The organism is Paenibacillus sp. FSL K6-2393, assembly GCF_038002545.1.
Taxonomy (GTDB): domain Bacteria; phylum Bacillota; class Bacilli; order Paenibacillales; family Paenibacillaceae; genus Paenibacillus.
Map to the genome: position 1 here is coordinate 4,875,222 of NZ_JBBOCU010000001.1, position 16,787 is coordinate 4,892,008.

Consider the following 16,787-nt stretch of genomic DNA (forward strand, 5'->3'; position numbering starts at 1 on the left):
CTCAGATTGGTTTGTTCATCCGTGTTAATACACGCTTTTCTCTCCTGTCAAACAAGGGCGATCTGAAACAGGTCATCAATAACCTGCCTCGAAATCAAATGCATTTAATCCATATGGGTCAATCACCAAGGGTTATATGTCCTCATATGATGAAGCACATGCCATGTTCAGATGCCGTTCAACTTCGAGATCAGACATCAAGTTGCCGCCCGGAAGGAGATCCGTGATGTCCACTAAAAAAGTAACGATTCAGGTTACCGGCTCGGGCATCCTGCAGGACGACGTCATCATGCTGGGCGAAGGGGTACTCAAGGCGCTTAAAATCCCTTCAGGAAGGCCGCTTCAGCTGCAATTTGGCTCTTTCCGCCGAGAAGTCACTGTCATTCCGGTTCCAAGGTATGACGGGCTACGCATCAATCAGACAGTTGCCAGCAAGACCGGTCTCGTTCCACGTTCGGTCCTGAGGGTATCCTATCGTTCAGCCAGCCGTACGCTTCGCCTTGGACCCTACATCAGTGTACTGGTTAGCCAGGATTATCCCGATCAGCCCGATCGGCCCTTTGGCTCCATCACGATGTTCTGTCAAGAACTGGTGAACGCCTGCCGTAAGCAAGGCGCCTATGTATCCTTTTTCACACCGGAGGATATTGGAGCGGTAACGGGTTATATGAAAGGCTGGGTGTATGATGACGGCTGGAAAAAGACTGTTCTGCCTGTAGCAGACGTCGTCAATAACCGGCTAACGTCCCGCAAGCTTGAGAACAAACCTAGCGTACAGCATTTTATGAAAGAAGTAAAATCGCTCTACGGCACGCAAACCTTCAATGAAAAGTTTCTGGACAAAAACGAAGTGTTTGACGCACTCAAGTCCATTTCAACGCTTAAACGAGTTCTTCCCGAGTCTCATTTGCTCAAGACGTCCGCCATGCTCAAGACGATGTGCAACCGACATCCGGTTGTATTTCTGAAGCCCGTACGCGGTTCTTTGGGTAAAGGGATCATCCGGGTCTCACGTCAGACTGACGGAAGCTTCCTGACTCTGGCGACTGGCGTCGGGGGTACCCGGAAACAAACGTATACTTCTCTGGATAAACTGTATGCCAGTATGTCTGGGAAAATGAAAACAACGCGTTATCAGATCCAACAAGGGCTGACTCTCATTGACAACAGTGGCAGACCCGTGGATTTCCGTGCGCTCGTGCAAAAAAACCGTACAGGTAAATGGAGTGTAACCTCCATCGTCGCCCGGATTGCGGGCGGGAGTCACTACGTATCCAATCTGGCACGGGGTGGAAGTCTCAGCACCGTCAAGGATGCTGTTGCCAAAACACAGTTGTCTGGATCAGCCAAAGCTTCCGCGTATGCAGGATTGCACACCGCAGCACTGGATATCGCAAAAGGGATCGAGAGTGCCATCCCTGCTCATTTTGGTGAACTTGGTATTGATCTGGCTCTGGACACCACTGGGCGCGTATGGCTGCTCGAAGTCAACTCCAAACCATCCAAGAATGATAATACACCACTGAGTGAGAGCAAGATCCGCCCTTCCGTCAAAGCCATGCTTGAATACTCTACGTACCTGGCGGGTTTTTGAAAAGTTATTTCATAGAGGAGAGGTGCAGCGTAATGTTTCCATCATCTCAGACCAAGACACTGGCCATTCTGGTACGTGCAACCGAAGGCTCACCTCCCTTTACAGATGAACTTTTCTGCCGTCGTCTCAGTTTGGGGAGCATGCGATACGCCCTTCAGATTATTGTGATCCCGATATCGAATGATGCAGTCCATCTCCCTCTTCAATGGGGATATGCCTATCATCAAGGGAAGTGGAATTCGGCACCTGTTCCTGCAGTCGATCTCATTATGGATCGTTGTCTTCGCCCTATCTCCAGGTACGTCAGACAACAGCTTAAGGAATGGATACCAACCAACGGCACAGATCAACACCGTTATTGGTCTGCTTCCCTTCCAGGAAAATGGGAGGTACATCGTGTGTTGTCCCGAAATCCTGAATTGAGGTCACAACTTGCTCCCACAACCCGGATAGGATCGCATATTCCTTGGGAAACATGGCTCGACCGTTGGCCCAGAGGACTGTTCTTCAAACCGGTATCCGGGACTCATGGCAAAAATACCTTTCGCCTGTCTCAGGGAGCGACTCCATCAACATGGGTCGTGGAGGGGCGTAACGAGGAAAATGAACCCTTTCTTCTTACATTCAACCATACCCAGGCTGTATCTTCCTGGCTAGCATTACATCAGGCTGAGCGTAAGATGATCGTGCAGCCATATCTGGATCTTAGCCATCATGGAAGAGCATTCGACATACGGGCTCTAATGCAAAAGAATGGGCAAGGTCGCTGGACGCTTACCGGATGTATGGTACGGGAAGGACCCGAAGGTTCACTCACGTCCAATCTTCACGGTGGGGGTAAAGCATATCCTGCCCACGCATATCTGCTCCAGCGATATGGAACAATCCGCACGGAAACTCTGCTGAAGAGCATCCGGCAGACTGCTACTCTTATCCCCACCCTGCTGGAAAGCCGTTTCGGCAGGTTAGCCGAATTGGGGCTTGATTTCGGAGCAGATGCAGAGGGCCAACTCTGGCTAATTGAAGTCAACTCCAAACCAGGCCGCACCTCATTCGCAGAAGCGGGCGACCGACGCATGCATACCCTGACTTATACCCGGCCGCTTGCCTATGCCCGTTATCTGTTGCAACAACATGTTCTCACGGACGTCATTCGTCCAATAAAATTGCCGAATACATCCAGCAAAGCTGGCCTGAAACCCATCCCGATTCACGGCGGCTGAGGCCCGCAGCGCCCGCTTGCCATGGAGCCCAAGGATCTTTTCAGGATAGGAGGATAAATCATGAGTTTGACCTTTTGCAATCTGCATTTCACCAAGCAACCGGATAAAGTGGTTTATGTATCCAACGCTTTAATGAAGAGCCTCAACCTGTCCGGCAAAAAAACGGTGCACCTTCGCTTCGGGCGTGACCGGGTACCTGCAACGATCAAACCAATCAAAAAAGCAGGTAAACATCTGTATCTCGCTTCAGGTATCCGTAATATGATGAACGTTCCCAAACGGGGCAGTATTTATCTCCGGAATTTGCAAAATGATGAGGTCCAGTTAGGTCCACTGATTGGCGTACTCTCTGATGGACCTGCGACGAGCACTAATCCATTCGGTTCCCGTACTGGTTTCATCAAACAGTTACTGCGTGAAGGCAGCCGAAAATCCTATATTTATGCCTTTACTCCCCGGGATATCAATTGGCAGAATGAGACGGTATCGGGTTTTTTTCTGAATGATAACGGAAGCTTCACACGCAAAACAGTACCTCTGCCCGATGTTGTCTACAACCGATTGCCGAGCAGACGCTCAGACTTCTCACCAGCAATCAACCAGCTGCGGGAACGATTTGTTCGCCGAAAAATTCCGTTCTTCAACTGGAGCTTCTTCAACAAATCGGATATCTATACGTTGCTGGAGAACGAGCCGGCAGCAGGACGTTATATCCCTGAATCGATTACCAATCCTTCCGTTGAACAGATGAAGGAAATGTTGGAACGCCATCAGTTCGTCTACTATAAGCCTACTGCTGGAAGTCTGGGGAACGGGATCTACCGCCTGACTTATTCGCCCAAACGCGGATATTTCGCACGTTATCGCAAAAAAGGCGGTAATGCACTCCTGCGTTTTGGGTCCTTCAACAGTCTGATGCGCATGCTTCAGGGAAGACATGGCAAACAGCTACGCGGATATGTTGTTCAGCAGGGAATACGTCTAATTGAGATTGATGAATGTCCAATTGATTTTCGTTTTCACATGCACAAAAATGGTAACAATCAATGGGTTGTTGTCGGGATTGGAGCCAAAAAGGCAGGACGTGGCAGCGTCACAACACACATCAAAAATGGCGGCTCCCTAATGACTCCTGAGCAGGCGCTCAGTCGCAACTTCGGCGATCGTGCGGGAGAAGTTCTTCAGCAGGCCAAATCCGTCGCTATTACACTGGCCCAGGCGATTGAAACCCAGCACCAGCATCTGATTGGTGAGATTGGCTTTGATCTGGGCATTGATCAGGAGGAACATGTATGGATGTTCGAAGCGAACGCCAAACCCGGGCGCTCCATTTTCCGTCACCCTTCACTCCGGGTGGAGGGCAAATCGTCGGTGGAGCACATCTTGGAACACTGCCTGTATTTGAGCAAGTTCCGGAAGAAGGAAGAAATTTGATGAGCCTTCATGATGATTTCAAACCTGTCATTGCTGTTTTGACCATGCATGATAAACAGCGCATGTTCAGGGGAAATCATCAAAATTTTCAGGATATCTTACAGACAGGCGAGAGCATGGGATACGTGGTGTACATTGTGACTGTGCGGGATCTGAACGTGAGTGGTCCCACCGTGAAAGGATATACGTACAACAAGGGGAGTGGAAAGTGGGTTTCACAACCTTTCCCCCTTCCCCATGTTCTGTACAATCGTATTCCCAACCGGGAAGACGAAGGAAAACCTTCCGTTCAGCGCAAGATTGACGAATGCATGCAATCAGGAATCGAACTGTATAACCCATTCTTTTTTAACAAATGGGATCTGTTCGAATGGCTTAAGAAGTCCAAATCGACTCAGCAACTGATCCCTTATACTCGGCGGATGCGAAGTGCTTCTTCTCTGGGTGCCGTTTTACGGGCGTATCCCTATCTGTACCTTAAGCCCGAGAGCGGCAAAGCTGGCAAAGGAATCATGATGCTTAAATTCCAGGAAAAAGAACGGCTTCCCTACCGACTCAAAATACAAACCACACGTAAAAGCACGACCTATAAAGCAGCTACACTCTCCAAGTTATGGGCACGAATCCGCAAAGAAACCGGACATACGCCCTATATCATGCAACAAGGCATTGAATTGGCATCCTCTCGTAAACGCCCCTTCGATTTGCGTGTTCTTGTACAAAAGAACACCAAGGGCCAATGGAGCGTAACCGGTGTAGGAGCGAGACTTGCTGGCTCCCGCAGCATTACAACTCATGTGCCACGCGGCGGGAGCGTAGAAGACCCTGAGAAGCTGCTGACTGAGCTTTTTGGCGAAGAAATGTCAACAACCCTGATGAAACGTGTGAAATCCACTTCATTAATGATCGCAAGACAGGTAGAACGGGGATCAGGTTACACGCTCGGAGAAATGTCCATGGATCTGGGCATTGATGACCTGGGGGAACTCTGGTTCTTCGAAGCCAATGCAAAGCCCATGAAGTTTGATGAACCACAGATCAGACGGCGGTCATTGGAACGTATATTTCACTACAGCGCTTATCTTGCCCGTCAGTCCAAACGATGACAGACAGGAATACTGCAAAAAGAAGGTGATTGTTTGTGTCCTCACCTGTTCTGGGCATTATGACGTTGTACTTAAATGAACATCGCGCTCTTGAAGAACGAAGCGTTTATCGCAGAATGATTCTTGAAGGGCGCAAGCGGGGACTCGATATCTATGTATTCACACCAGCCGACGTACACCCCGGCGGCAAACAAATTGAAGCCATGGTTTTTCATGAGGGAAAAGGCTGGTCCAGGGAGTGGCGATCATTCCCGGACCTGATCTTTGATCGCTGCCGGATTCAGCGTAATCGAAGGTTCCAGCAATTGCTTGCTTTTCGTGAGAAATATGGGCATCTGCTCTTTCTGAACAGGCCACTGCGCAATAAATGGACCATCCATCAGACCCTTTTACAAAAAGCAAACTTTCGTGAACACCTGCCGGAAACCGCTCTATTTCAGGATATGTCCGATGTAAACCGGATGCTCAAAGTTTCTTCTCTGGTCTATCTCAAACCCATTAATGGAACAGGCGGACGTGGTATTCTGCGCATTGAACGCAGCAGTAGCGAGGCTAATACGGTGCTTGTTCAGGGGCGGGATCAGAAGCGTCGTATCATCACTCCACGTAAAGTTCATTTATCACGACTTGGCGCGTTGCTCCAGCACTGGAACATGAAAGACAAGTATCTTGTACAAAAGGGCATTCAACTTCAGCTTCCGAATGGACGTGTGCATGATTATCGCATGCTCGTTCAGAAGAACGGTGAAGGACAATGGGAGCTTACAGGATGTGCTGGACGCATGGGTGCAGAAAAAAGCGTGACCTCCAATCTGCATGGCGGCGGTCAGGCAATAGCGATGAACCGACTCATGAAGCAATGGATCGAAGATGACGACCTCCGGGCAGAAATTAACACAACTGCAGAAACGTTTGGCATTGATGTTGCTTCGTTTCTGGAAGATACGTATGGGGACCTGTGTGAGCTGGCACTGGATTTGGCGATTGACCGAAGCGGACGTATCTACCTGCTTGAAGTTAATCCCAAACCTGCGCGTGAAGTATTCGCTCGCATCGGGGAGCGGGATATCTATTATAAAGCCATCACTCAACCGCTGGAGTACGCCTTATGGGTATATCGCAACAGACCTCCCGGAACGTCCAGAAAGCCAGCCATTCCCAAGCCCGTTTCGCAAAAAAACGCCAAAGTAAAAAGAAAAAGGAAAGTCAAGTGAATGGATAAGACAAAGCAGGAGTGTATGTTCGCCAAGTGCGAGCATCTGCTCCTGCTTCACTGTTTTTTATTTCTGTTCTTTCGTCCATTGCAGCGTGTCGTTGTCAATCACAATATACCCTTTTTCCTCACCTTGCACATAAGATAATGTCAATCTCATCAGATCAGGTTCTAGTTGACATGTGGTAACACGTGTAACCTGGTCAATATGATCCGCAGGCAGGCACAACGTCAGAATACCCACTTTACCCGAGAAATCAGTCTTGCCCTGAATGACCGATGTTTCCGACTTGGAACCATACACCTCAGATACCCAGCCGGGCTGCTCCGTCAACGCGAAGGCTCCCTTCCCGATGCCTGCCGTAACCCATTGCATCGTCAGCGTTATGGAAGATGCCTCATAGCTCATATCCGCCGCCATTTCTCCAGTTTCATTCATTCTCAACGCAATATCCGCTTGCGGATGCAAGTGAAAACGTTGCTCCAGCGTATGCTCTGCTTCTGCTTCCAGCCAATCCACAATTAATAGTATAGGTATCTCCACCCCTGCCAGCATCCACCGACGATGTGTAACTGGATCTGGCAAATGTGTATATCCATCCTGTGAAGCATCAATGAAGTGATAGCTGTCATTGCTCTCCCAACGTAGCGTTGTGGCCTGAGCCTCCGGTTCACCCCATTTCTGTGTGGAGAGATAAGGTGTCTGATCCAGACCATCCACCGTGACGGTATTGTGCGCCCGCGTACTTTTGAAATACCGCCGCCATTCCCCTTCTTCATACGTATAACGTCCGGTGTCCGTGAAGAAAAGCTGGTTCTTCCACATCCACTCCACATTCAGCGCATCCGCATGTCCGTGTGCTCCGCCCATGGCAGCCGCATCAAAAAAAAGATATTGATACTTGTCCCTCATGACATAATATCCTGTCTGCGGAAAAGCCCGGCTCGACAACGCCGGAGAAGAAGAAGCCTGTAGTCTGAGGCATCGCTCATATTTCTCCACACCCAGCAACCAGAGACACTCCGAGCTATCTGTTCCGCGAGCCATCAAATCATCATCGTCCAGAATCGCTCCAAGCAGGGTCAGTCGTTGTCGTCCATCACCAACCCAATCCGAATCACCAATACCGGTAGACTGATGATCTGGTCGAATCAGCGCCTCTGTGAATGCAGCCATTTGGCGTAAACAGCGGGCATACCATGCCGAGAAAGGATGTCCTGATATCTCGCCCAACCGATAAGGCGTGCCAAACATTTCGATGCTGGCATTGTGGTAATGTGTTGTCAGTTCAACCTGTATCCCTTCTTCACCCAACTGATGCAGCAAACACAACTCAAGACGTTCCATCGCCACTTGACGCCAGTATGGACTTCGCGGATGCTGGTGGTAGAATGTAGCGATCATGAACAACCCTTGCATATGCATAATGGCATGATTGATTTCCGTGCTGCCGAGGTAACGGGTCAAAAACTCGGCGTGTTCGTTCAGACCTTGTCGAAACTCCGCTTGAAAGCCTTCGTCTATCAGTGAACTTGCTTCCATATATTTATATGCCGATATCCAGGACTGTACACGTAGTCCCGTCTCCAGCAGGCGCCATGGACCGGGCTTTTGAAAGAACACGGCCTCGTCATAAACCAGATTTACAGGTACCGGGTTTTGCTGTCTCCAGCTACGGAAGTGGTCAATAAATGTTGTTACATATAGCGGATTGCCCTTCATCAGATACGCCTTGCCTAGATCGAGCATATGCCAGTGTCGATTGATGCCCCATGTGAACTCCAGATCATTGGTCGGGTTGTGAAGCCAGTCCACAGGTGTCCCCATCGGAATCCAGCGATTCAGATCGTTGGTATAAGGAACGATAAATTCATTCAGGATGGCACGATTGGCTATCGTGAGCGAATTTCGGGCTTCTTCCGGAAAATGTTTTTCATAATATTGGGCAGCCCGTTGCAGATCCGTTGCCGAAAGGTAAAAATCGCTCATTGGGACGCCTCAAGGAAATCCTGACGGAACGGGGTAAACACATCCAGAATGACGGAGTCCTCTAGTGCCTTGACCCCATGCGGGACGTTAAAACCGGCATAAAAGCTGTCCCCTGCTTTTAAGATGCGAGTTTCTTCACCGACCTGTACCTCAAAGCTGCCTTTGACGATATAGCTGACCTGCTCGTGCGCATCATGGGAGTGAACTTCTCCAATACCCCCTTTAGCAAAGGTAACCTCCACCATCATTAATGTACCCCCGATACCCAAGATCTTCCGGGAACTCGTTTCGTTAATGATATGTGCATCGATAGACGCATGATTAATAATCATTTTTCTTTTCCCCTTTCCTTGTGAATAAGCGACCGAAGTAGTTAAACCACGGCCGCTATGAACGTTTATTAGTCTTCTGTGGACAATTTACCCTGAAGCTTGGAAGAATCAAACGATGGATCAGCAGTTATATTGGTCAGCCCTGCTGCTTTGGTTTTCTCCAGAGCTGCATTGTATCTCGTATCCAGATCCTTGATTACACTATCGAGATCACCACCCGTGAATACATAGATGGAGAATGCATCGCTCCATTTATTTCCTTCCAGTGAACTCTCGGTCACCACACTTGGATTTGCCGGGAAAATGGCATCATAACGTTTGGGCAGGAAACCTTCAATGCCCGGAATGCTTGGTTTTTTACCAGAGCTTAGTACAGCAGGAATCAGTGAAATCCCATATCCTTTTTCGTAATACTCACTCTGAAGATCTGTGCTGTACACATACTCCATAAACTTCCATGCCGCTTCCTTGTTGGCAGAATCTGCATTGATGCCGATGTAGGAGCCCCCGATGACTTGCGAAGCGCCCTTGATCGTTCCATCATTAGTTGGTACAGGAGCGGCTGCCCAATTTTCTTTTGTAGGAAACTGATCTTTATATACACCTGGTTCACCGGAGTGGTTAATGTACATTCCGATTTTACCTTGAGCAAACTGGGCTCTGAGCGGATCGATGTCCAGACTTTCAACACCTGGCAGCATGCTACCATCCTGATTCATCTGACGAAGTGCCATTGCGATATCCTTGTACATCCCAAAATCAAATTGGCCAGTCTTGTAGTTGTAACCATCAATACCAACATTATTGCTTGCACCTGCAATCGTATTGGCTGCTCTCCAGAAACCGCTGCTGCTCTTGAACGGGCTGGCAAAACCATAGATGCCTTCACTTTTACCAACTTCGGTAATTTTTTTGGCATCCGCAACCATCTCAGCCAACGTTTTTGGCGGACTCTCGATCCCTGCCTTTTTGAAAATATCTTTGTTATACACAAGCCGCCAGACCTGCCCTGTATTGGGGAGGGAATATATTTTTCCATCAATTGTGTTTTTATTCTCAATCAAGCTGTCTTTAAACACGGCCTTCATCTCATCACTCATGTATCCATCGATCGGGGCGAGATACCCCTTCTGATAATACGTCTGAAAATCATTAACTTGCAGCACATCGGGTGCCTGCTTGCTGGCAAAAGCAATATCAACCGCCTGTGGATAGTTGTCCCCCATCACGGTCATCTCCACTTCAATATTGTCCTTGTTCGTCTGGTTGAACTCATCGATCTTGGATTTCATAAAATCAGCATCATGGCGGTCCGGTGTCCAATATATGATTTTGGTTTTCCCTCCGGCATTCTCCCCGCTGGTCCCCGATTCGCTATTTGCCGAAGTACCACTGTCAGCAGAACAACCTGCCAAACTTAGCGCCAGCAATGCACTTAGCGTAGTCACCATCCACTTTTTAACCATTGATATGCCCCCTTATGCTTGTCTGGACAACCCGTTTGGTTATCCGTTAACGTAATGATAATCGCTACGCTTTCATGGAGGTGAGGGACATTCTGACTTTGCATGGTGGGAAAAATGACGTTCCGTATCGGTTTCAATTCTCATACATTTGTCGGAAGCAGGTTGGCGTCATGCCGCAATATTTCTTGAACAAACCGCTGAAATAAGGCCTGTCCTCATAACCCAGCCTCTGGCAGATCTCTTGCACCTGTACACCTGCAACTAGCAATTCTTTGGCCTTTTCCATCCTCATCTTAGTAATATATTGAATCGGCGTTATGCCGGTTTCCTTTTTGAAGGCATTGGCAAAGTAACTCGGACTTAAATGTACGGATTGGGCACAGGCATGCAGCGTCAGATTCTCTGCAAGATTCAGACTGATATATTCCTGGGCTTTGCTAATCGCCTGTTTGACATCGGTGAGTCGTTTTTTGTCCATAATCTCGCAACCCATACTGCTGAAATGCTTGATATATCCCCTCCAGCCCTCAAACGTCAAGGAGCGCATCGCCTCAAGTACTGTCAGGTCGGCCTCCAGACGCAAGCGTTCCTCTGCTGTAATCTCATCACAAAAGGCACGGTAGATGGCAAAAGCCAGTCCAGACAGCAAACGAATCATCGTGAGTGGCTCGGGAAATCCTTCGGAAACCTGCCATTCTTCGAGAATTTCATCAATGATGCGGTGACAGGTGCTCTCATTACCACATTTCAGGGCGTAAAAAAGCTCTTTCTCTTTCTCCAAAGGATATGCTGGAGCCACACAGGCCTGATTTTCCAGTTCAGTATACTGGAGGATGCAATTTCCTTCTCTGTAAAAACGATAGGATATCGCCTGATCTGCATGTGCGTAGGACGTCCAGATTTCCTGTGGTCTGCGGGCAATCGTACCAACACCAATCGAGACTGTTTTTTTACTGAATCGCTCCACATTTTGACGACATTGCTCCAGTAGCTCAGAGACGTCGATCTGGCTTGGTGTGTTAAATATCGCGGCAAGCCGGTATCGGTTTTCCCGTAAAACAACGCCTTTGGTATAGCGGTTTAAGGTTTCTCCCACAATATTTTGGACCGCAAAAGGAACGATTTCGGCATCCAGATGCATCGTGTATCCATATCGCGTATAACCATCCACCTCGATGACCATGACGAGAAGATTGGATGAATCGAGATCAATGTGCAGCTCGTTCCAGCGACTTTCATTCAGGAAGCCCCCGATTTCATGACGCAACAAGCCCAGGAGATAGCTGTGACGCTCGTACTGGCTGCTACTCTCCACCTTCTGCTCCAACTGTTCCAACTGTTTGCACTGTGCCTGCTCTTCCGTAATCACCTGTCTTACCTTCAACACCGCACCTAGTATTTCTTCAGGGGTAAACGGTTTGAGCAAATAATCGGATGCACCAAGCTTGATGGCCTCCTGTGCATATTGAAAATCAGAATAACCACTGATGAAAATAAATTTGGCTCGCAGTCCGGCATCCAATGCCCGCTTCATTAGTTCCAGCCCGCTCAGCTTGGGCATCCTGATATCACTAATCACGATGTCGGGTTGCTGCTCCAGCAACAAGGACCAACCGCGCTCTCCATTGCCTGCCGTGCCTACAATCCGAACCTGATGATCCTCCCACGGAATAGTTGAAGATATGCCCTTTACAACCGCCTGGATATCATCCATAACACACATCGTCAATTGGCCCATACTGCCCCTCCTCAGGTGATCGGAATCGTGATAACAACCGTTGTTCCCACATCTGTACTGCTATGAAACACAATCGTGGCCACATCCCCATAGTGCAGGCTTAATCTGCCATGGAGATTGGATAGGGCATAACCCTTGCGTCCCCCGTCAGGAACATCCTCAGCATAGATACTGGCTACATCCATACCACATCCATTGTCAGCCACCTCCAGCCGTAGTGTGTCACCCTGACGATCAATGCGGATCAGGATAACGCCCAAATCTTCTTTGTCATTGAATCCATGCAGGATGGAATTCTCGACCAAGGGCTGAAGCAATATTTTTAAAATATCAACAGCGTAACAAGAGGGGTCCCCCACCTCAATCCGATAAACGAACAGATCCTCGTAACATTTTTGCTGAAGCTGCATGTATTGTTCGACATGTTTGATCTCCTGCTCCACACTGGTGATGTCTTTACCATCATTCAGGCCCAGACGGAATAATAAGGATAAGGAGACGATCATCTCACTTACATCCTTCTTCTCTCCGCTCTCACTTTTCCAGAACATCGTATTAAGCGTATTGTAGAGGAAATGAGGATCAACCTGCGCCTGAAGCGCCTTGACTTCAAACCGCCGTTTGTCTTGCTCCGTTGTCCGTACTTCTTCAAACAGAATTTGAATCTGGTCCAACATCCGGTTGAAACGATGCCCTACAGCGCTGACTTCATCGTCATACTTGCTGCGAAACCGTACATCCAGATCATTAGACTCCACCTCAACCATCAAGCGTCGCAGTTTGTTCAGTGGCTTCAGCAGAGCGGAGGCCAGCAGCCTGGACAACCCGAGTGCGAGCAAAATGCAAAACAACATGATCAGGATGATCAGCCAGCGTATCTTTTGGAGGGGGGACAACAAGTCAGCCTTGGACTGTACACTTACCATGACCCAATCCTCGTTCATCGACAATGCCGAATAGTTAACAAGCATGTCCTCCCCCTGATCGTTCCTGTAGGTGAAATCCCCAGCATCGTCACGGCTAAACTGTTGTGTAAAGTCAGGCTCCATAATGAAATCGTAATTTCGGGACCTGGGCCGAATGACTTCATTTCCGTTTTTGTGCAGCAAAAACAGTTGAATCTGGTTATTCATGAGATCCTGCGTCAGAATGTCTCGCATCGCCTCTTCCTTCATATTGACGACCATATATACATTCGAATAGGTATGATTATCGATCACAATGGGTTTGAGCAACAGAGATAACACATTTCCTCGGGATTGAAATAACTGACTCTGATGTGAACCAAACCACATCGTATTCCAGCCTTGCAGCTTCACGTAGCGTCCGTATTCCCTGTCGAACGAGTTATTGCGATTCGGAAAATCTTTGGTTGAGAAAAAATCACCGATAGGTGTTTTCAGATATGCGGTATCAATCAGTGGCTCTACGAGCTTCAATTGAGCAAACGATGTTTGCAGCAGCGAGAGATTCTGATAATAATGAGATGTTTTATTTTTTCCAACGTCCTTCATAACCTGGGTGAACGTTTCATTAAGCATAAAAGAAAAAGAGGATACAACAATGTGCCTTAGATGTTCATCCATAACCTGCACTGATTTGTTCAGAATGCTTTGTTTCAGTTCAAGTGCATTCTGCTCAATGCTTCGTGCAGCAAAGAGATAAGAGCATATCCCGGTCACACTGATGCACAAGACCACGAGAAAAATGTACAGCAGCTGTATTCTTTTTTTCAGGGACATTTTATAAAAGTCGAATATCATCGGCGCTCGCTCCTTGAACACGGCTTGGCCCGTCCGCTGTGAATTAAAATGAGTATAGCACAGTGGAATAACCCGTAAAACCGTTTCCATGATTGTGCTCACGCCTATCCTTTCACAGCTCCCAAGGTCACTTGCATGAATGATTTGTTGGCAAAAATATAAACGATGAGCAGCGGCAAAATGGACAGACAGGCTCCGGCCATCATCAGTTGGACCTCAGCTGCAGCTCCGATGCCATATCGCAGATTAGCCAGCCCAACCGGCAAAGTCTGCAAGTCCGGATTGCTCATGGTGAACACAAAAGGAAGAATATATTCATTCCATGAACTCTGGAATACACCCAGACCTGCAACGGCGAGTCCGGGCCGCAGGAGCGGAAGAATAATGCGCCAGTATGTGGTGAAGAAATTACAGCCATCAATCATCGCCGCCTCATCCAGTTCGCGCGGGATGCTCTTGAAGAAACCAATGAGAATAAAGTATGTGGCAGCGTGTGCGCTGATCAGTATAATAATAACGCCCCACAACGTGGTATTCAGCCCCAGCTTGACCATGAGGTCAAATTGCGGACGCAGCACAACTGCGCCTATGGAAATAAACAGAGTAGATGCCATGAGCAGGGTGTACCCCTTTTTCCCTTTGAAATTCACTCGATCCACAGCGTAGGCTGACATCGAAGCTACCAGCAACGTGCCAACTGTTGTACTGATGCTAACAAACACGCTATTAATCGTAAAACCCGAAAAATTGGCGGTTCGCCAAGCCTGAGCATAGTTGGAGAACTGCCAAATCTTCGGCCAGATCGTAGCTCCTCCGGTCAATTCCTGGTTCGTTTTGAAGGAACCGAGCAATACAAGTATGATGGGGAACAGCGACAGCAGAGCGATTGCGATCAAAAACAGCCAAAGTACTGTTCGTTTGGTCCAGCGAATGAGTTGGGGAGACCCTGAGGGCGCAAGTACTTTTTGAGTCATCATCGTTTCCTCCTGATTAATTTTATACGTGTTCAAAAAGTCTGTTTTTCAGTTTAATAGACATCATTGAGCTTTTTGGATATCCGGAAATAAATGAGCGTCACAGCCCCTACGATGAGAGCCGTTGTGAAACCGACTGCACTGCCATAACCGAGCTGCTGGAGTGATTGTGTGTCAGCCGACACGGGAAACAACAGTTTGAACAAATACAGATACATCACCTCTGTTTTGCCATATGGCCCCCCTTCGGTCAGCACCATAATACTCTCGTAACCTTTCAGCGCCGTGGTAATTGCCAGCATGATGATCATCTGCAAGACAGGACCCAGCAACGGAATCGTTACATTCCGCAGTTTCTGAAACTCACTTGCTCCATCCAGCGATGCCGCCTCATAAAGCTCTTCAGGAATGCTCTGAAGACCCGCAATGAACAACAACATATAGTTGCCCACAGCCCCCCAGATGGCGATGATGATGGTTGTTAACATGGCATGTTCAGCCCCCAGCCAGCTAATGGATTCGGAGATCACATGATACTTAAGCAGCAATTGGTTCAATATTCCGTTATAGGAGTTGAAAATAATAAAGAATACAATGGCCATGACCGAAGCGCTGAAAATAGTGGGAAGATAATAGATCGCCCTAAAGAGGGATCGACCTCTCCATTTACGATTCAGAATAATCGCCAGAGTTAACGACAGTGGAATCGTAACGACGAGTTTGCCCAGGGCATACACACCCGTGTTGCCTACAGAATCCCAGAATTGCCCGTCACGCAAAATGCGTCCAAAATTGTCAAGCCCAATAAAGACAGGCGTCCCGATGCCTTGATAATCATAGAACATGTAACGCAGCGCCCATAACAGAGGATAGATCCCGAATACAACAGTTAAAAAAAGACTTGGAAAGATGAACATATAGGCATGTATTTTGGATGGTTTCACCAGAATCGGACCCCCTATAGCTTTTGAATGAAGTATAGAGGGAATATGAAGGAAAGCGGGATAGGGAAATCAACTTTCTACAGGGGAGAATGTGACTGCATGACCAAACAAAAAAACCTGTATTCAACGAATTTCCGTTGAGTCTACAGGTTCATATCATGCGGTTCGTAATCTTAAATCTCAGTAAACGTATACAGCGTAGAGACTACTCTGCTTCATCATACAGACGCAGCAGTTCTGTAAAATCAGAGATGAGCACATCTGAGCCCGCAAGCTCCTCATCACGTCCGAACCCGGCATAGGCACAGCCGATGACCGCCTGACCGTTCATTTTACCAGCTTCCACATCAGAAGAGCGATCCCCTACCATCCATGCGTCCTGAATACGATGTTTCTCAAGCAGGATCTGCACCAGATTAATTTTGGAAGGAGTCTTGTACTGGCCTGCACTGTATACCCCTTCAAAGAAAGGCATGATCTCGTGTGCAAACGCCACACCCTTCACATAGTCCTCCAGCCCGTTACTTGCGACAAAAAGACGCACTCCTTGTTGTTTTAAGGCTTGCAGCGTTTCTTTCACCCCAGGATACAATTGAGAACTTCCTTGATCAAGCCCCTCAATCTCCAGTTGAAGTAACAGTTCGTCTGCACGGCGATGTGCCGCTTCCGATGCCTCAGGCATAACCACTTTCCATATATCTTCGAGCAACATGCCCAAACTTCCCAGCATCCGTTCCTCGGGTGGAGTTTCTCCTTCAAAGTGCCCTTCGGCACGCAATGTATCAAATAGTTGCTGGTATGCTGGCAACAATAGGGTCTCTGTCTGGAACAGCGTACCATCCATGTCAAAAATCATCGCTTCCGGTTTGAGCAATACCTTCTCTTTATTCATGTCCAATGTTCCTTTCGGATTGGGATATTGTATATGTAATTGGAATCGTTCCCTTCCCATGATAAACATAACGTTTCAACGTGTAAACCAACGTTTGTAAAACATCATCATCCCCAAC

At 48.0% G+C, this 16,787-nt stretch carries 13 protein-coding genes; 5 read left to right on the forward strand and 8 right to left on the reverse strand.

Annotated features, from left to right (window positions below):
- The first annotated feature begins 226 nt into the window (after window positions 1-226).
- Genes MHI14_RS21460 through MHI14_RS21480 form a run of 5 tightly spaced genes read left to right on the forward strand, consistent with a single transcriptional unit; the run spans window position 227 to window position 6,571 of the window.
- Complete coding sequence (locus MHI14_RS21460; protein ID WP_074094376.1) at window positions 227-1,594, forward strand: YheC/YheD family endospore coat-associated protein; 1,368 nt, start codon at window positions 227-229, stop codon at window positions 1,592-1,594.
- 32 nt (window positions 1,595-1,626) lie between these two features.
- Window positions 1,627-2,817 (forward strand): YheC/YheD family endospore coat-associated protein, encoded by a 1,191-nt coding sequence (locus MHI14_RS21465; RefSeq protein WP_341131166.1) that lies wholly within the window; start codon window positions 1,627-1,629, stop codon window positions 2,815-2,817.
- Window positions 2,818-2,877: 60 nt separating this feature from the next.
- Complete coding sequence (locus MHI14_RS21470; protein ID WP_091032558.1) at window positions 2,878-4,251, forward strand: YheC/YheD family endospore coat-associated protein; 1,374 nt, start codon at window positions 2,878-2,880, stop codon at window positions 4,249-4,251.
- Window positions 4,251-5,357: a YheC/YheD family endospore coat-associated protein gene (locus tag MHI14_RS21475; protein WP_091032561.1), complete on the forward strand. Its 1,107-nt coding sequence runs from the start codon at window positions 4,251-4,253 to the stop codon at window positions 5,355-5,357. The genes MHI14_RS21470 and MHI14_RS21475 overlap by 1 nt, the downstream gene beginning before the upstream one ends.
- A gap of 35 nt (window positions 5,358-5,392) precedes the next feature.
- Window positions 5,393-6,571 carry a YheC/YheD family endospore coat-associated protein gene (locus MHI14_RS21480; RefSeq protein WP_133384185.1) on the forward strand — a complete coding sequence of 393 codons (1,179 nt, stop codon included), beginning with the start codon at window positions 5,393-5,395 and terminating at the stop codon, window positions 6,569-6,571.
- A 66-nt stretch (window positions 6,572-6,637) separates the two neighbouring features.
- Here the strand turns inward: MHI14_RS21480 and MHI14_RS21485 are convergent, their stop codons facing one another.
- The 8 genes from MHI14_RS21485 to MHI14_RS21520 all read right to left on the reverse strand — a co-directional run bounded on the left by MHI14_RS21485 (window position 6,638) and on the right by MHI14_RS21520 (window position 16,669).
- Entirely contained in the window at window positions 6,638-8,560 is a 1,923-nt protein-coding gene (locus MHI14_RS21485) for an alginate lyase family protein (protein ID WP_341131167.1), read from the reverse strand.
- Complete coding sequence (locus tag MHI14_RS21490) at window positions 8,557-8,892, reverse strand: cupin domain-containing protein (protein WP_249911219.1); 336 nt, start codon at window positions 8,890-8,892, stop codon at window positions 8,557-8,559. Before MHI14_RS21490 ends, MHI14_RS21485 begins: the two co-directional genes overlap by 4 nt.
- Window positions 8,893-8,960: 68 nt before the next feature.
- The gene (locus MHI14_RS21495) at window positions 8,961-10,358 is read right to left on the reverse strand and encodes an ABC transporter substrate-binding protein (protein WP_341131168.1); all 1,398 of its coding nucleotides are present in this window, start codon (window positions 10,356-10,358) and stop codon (window positions 8,961-8,963) included.
- 133 nt (window positions 10,359-10,491) lie between these two features.
- Window positions 10,492-12,096, reverse strand: coding sequence for a helix-turn-helix domain-containing protein (locus tag MHI14_RS21500; protein ID WP_341131169.1), 1,605 nt, complete (start codon window positions 12,094-12,096; stop codon window positions 10,492-10,494).
- Window positions 12,097-12,107: 11 nt separating this feature from the next.
- A complete protein-coding gene (locus tag MHI14_RS21505) occupies window positions 12,108-13,949 on the reverse strand; it encodes a sensor histidine kinase (RefSeq protein ID WP_341131170.1) in 1,842 nt (613 codons plus the stop codon).
- A gap of 14 nt (window positions 13,950-13,963) precedes the next feature.
- Window positions 13,964-14,833 carry a carbohydrate ABC transporter permease gene (locus tag MHI14_RS21510; protein WP_091032578.1) on the reverse strand — a complete coding sequence of 290 codons (870 nt, stop codon included), beginning with the start codon at window positions 14,831-14,833 and terminating at the stop codon, window positions 13,964-13,966.
- A gap of 53 nt (window positions 14,834-14,886) precedes the next feature.
- The gene (locus MHI14_RS21515) at window positions 14,887-15,777 is read right to left on the reverse strand and encodes a carbohydrate ABC transporter permease (protein WP_091014599.1); all 891 of its coding nucleotides are present in this window, start codon (window positions 15,775-15,777) and stop codon (window positions 14,887-14,889) included.
- A gap of 205 nt (window positions 15,778-15,982) precedes the next feature.
- Window positions 15,983-16,669, reverse strand: coding sequence for an HAD family hydrolase (locus MHI14_RS21520; RefSeq protein WP_047844222.1), 687 nt, complete (start codon window positions 16,667-16,669; stop codon window positions 15,983-15,985).
- Between the last annotated feature and the right edge of the window lie 118 nt (window positions 16,670-16,787).

What these genes read in the sequence shown, in the direction of transcription:
- MHI14_RS21460 (WP_074094376.1), top strand. Translation starts at nt 227, where the DNA reads ATGTCCACTAAAAAAGTAACGATTCAGGTTACCGGCTCGGGCATCCTG.
- MHI14_RS21465 (WP_341131166.1), top strand. Translation starts at nt 1,627, where the DNA reads ATGTTTCCATCATCTCAGACCAAGACACTGGCCATTCTGGTACGTGCA.
- MHI14_RS21470 (WP_091032558.1), top strand. Translation starts at nt 2,878, where the DNA reads ATGAGTTTGACCTTTTGCAATCTGCATTTCACCAAGCAACCGGATAAA.
- MHI14_RS21475 (WP_091032561.1), top strand. Translation starts at nt 4,251, where the DNA reads ATGAGCCTTCATGATGATTTCAAACCTGTCATTGCTGTTTTGACCATG.
- MHI14_RS21485 (WP_341131167.1), bottom strand. Translation starts at nt 8,560, where the DNA reads ATGAGCGATTTTTACCTTTCGGCAACGGATCTGCAACGGGCTGCCCAA.
- MHI14_RS21490 (WP_249911219.1), bottom strand. Translation starts at nt 8,892, where the DNA reads ATGATTATTAATCATGCGTCTATCGATGCACATATCATTAACGAAACG.
- MHI14_RS21495 (WP_341131168.1), bottom strand. Translation starts at nt 10,358, where the DNA reads ATGGTTAAAAAGTGGATGGTGACTACGCTAAGTGCATTGCTGGCGCTA.
- MHI14_RS21500 (WP_341131169.1), bottom strand. Translation starts at nt 12,096, where the DNA reads ATGGGCCAATTGACGATGTGTGTTATGGATGATATCCAGGCGGTTGTA.
- MHI14_RS21505 (WP_341131170.1), bottom strand. Translation starts at nt 13,949, where the DNA reads ATGGAAACGGTTTTACGGGTTATTCCACTGTGCTATACTCATTTTAAT.
- MHI14_RS21510 (WP_091032578.1), bottom strand. Translation starts at nt 14,833, where the DNA reads ATGACTCAAAAAGTACTTGCGCCCTCAGGGTCTCCCCAACTCATTCGC.
- MHI14_RS21520 (WP_047844222.1), bottom strand. Translation starts at nt 16,669, where the DNA reads ATGAATAAAGAGAAGGTATTGCTCAAACCGGAAGCGATGATTTTTGAC.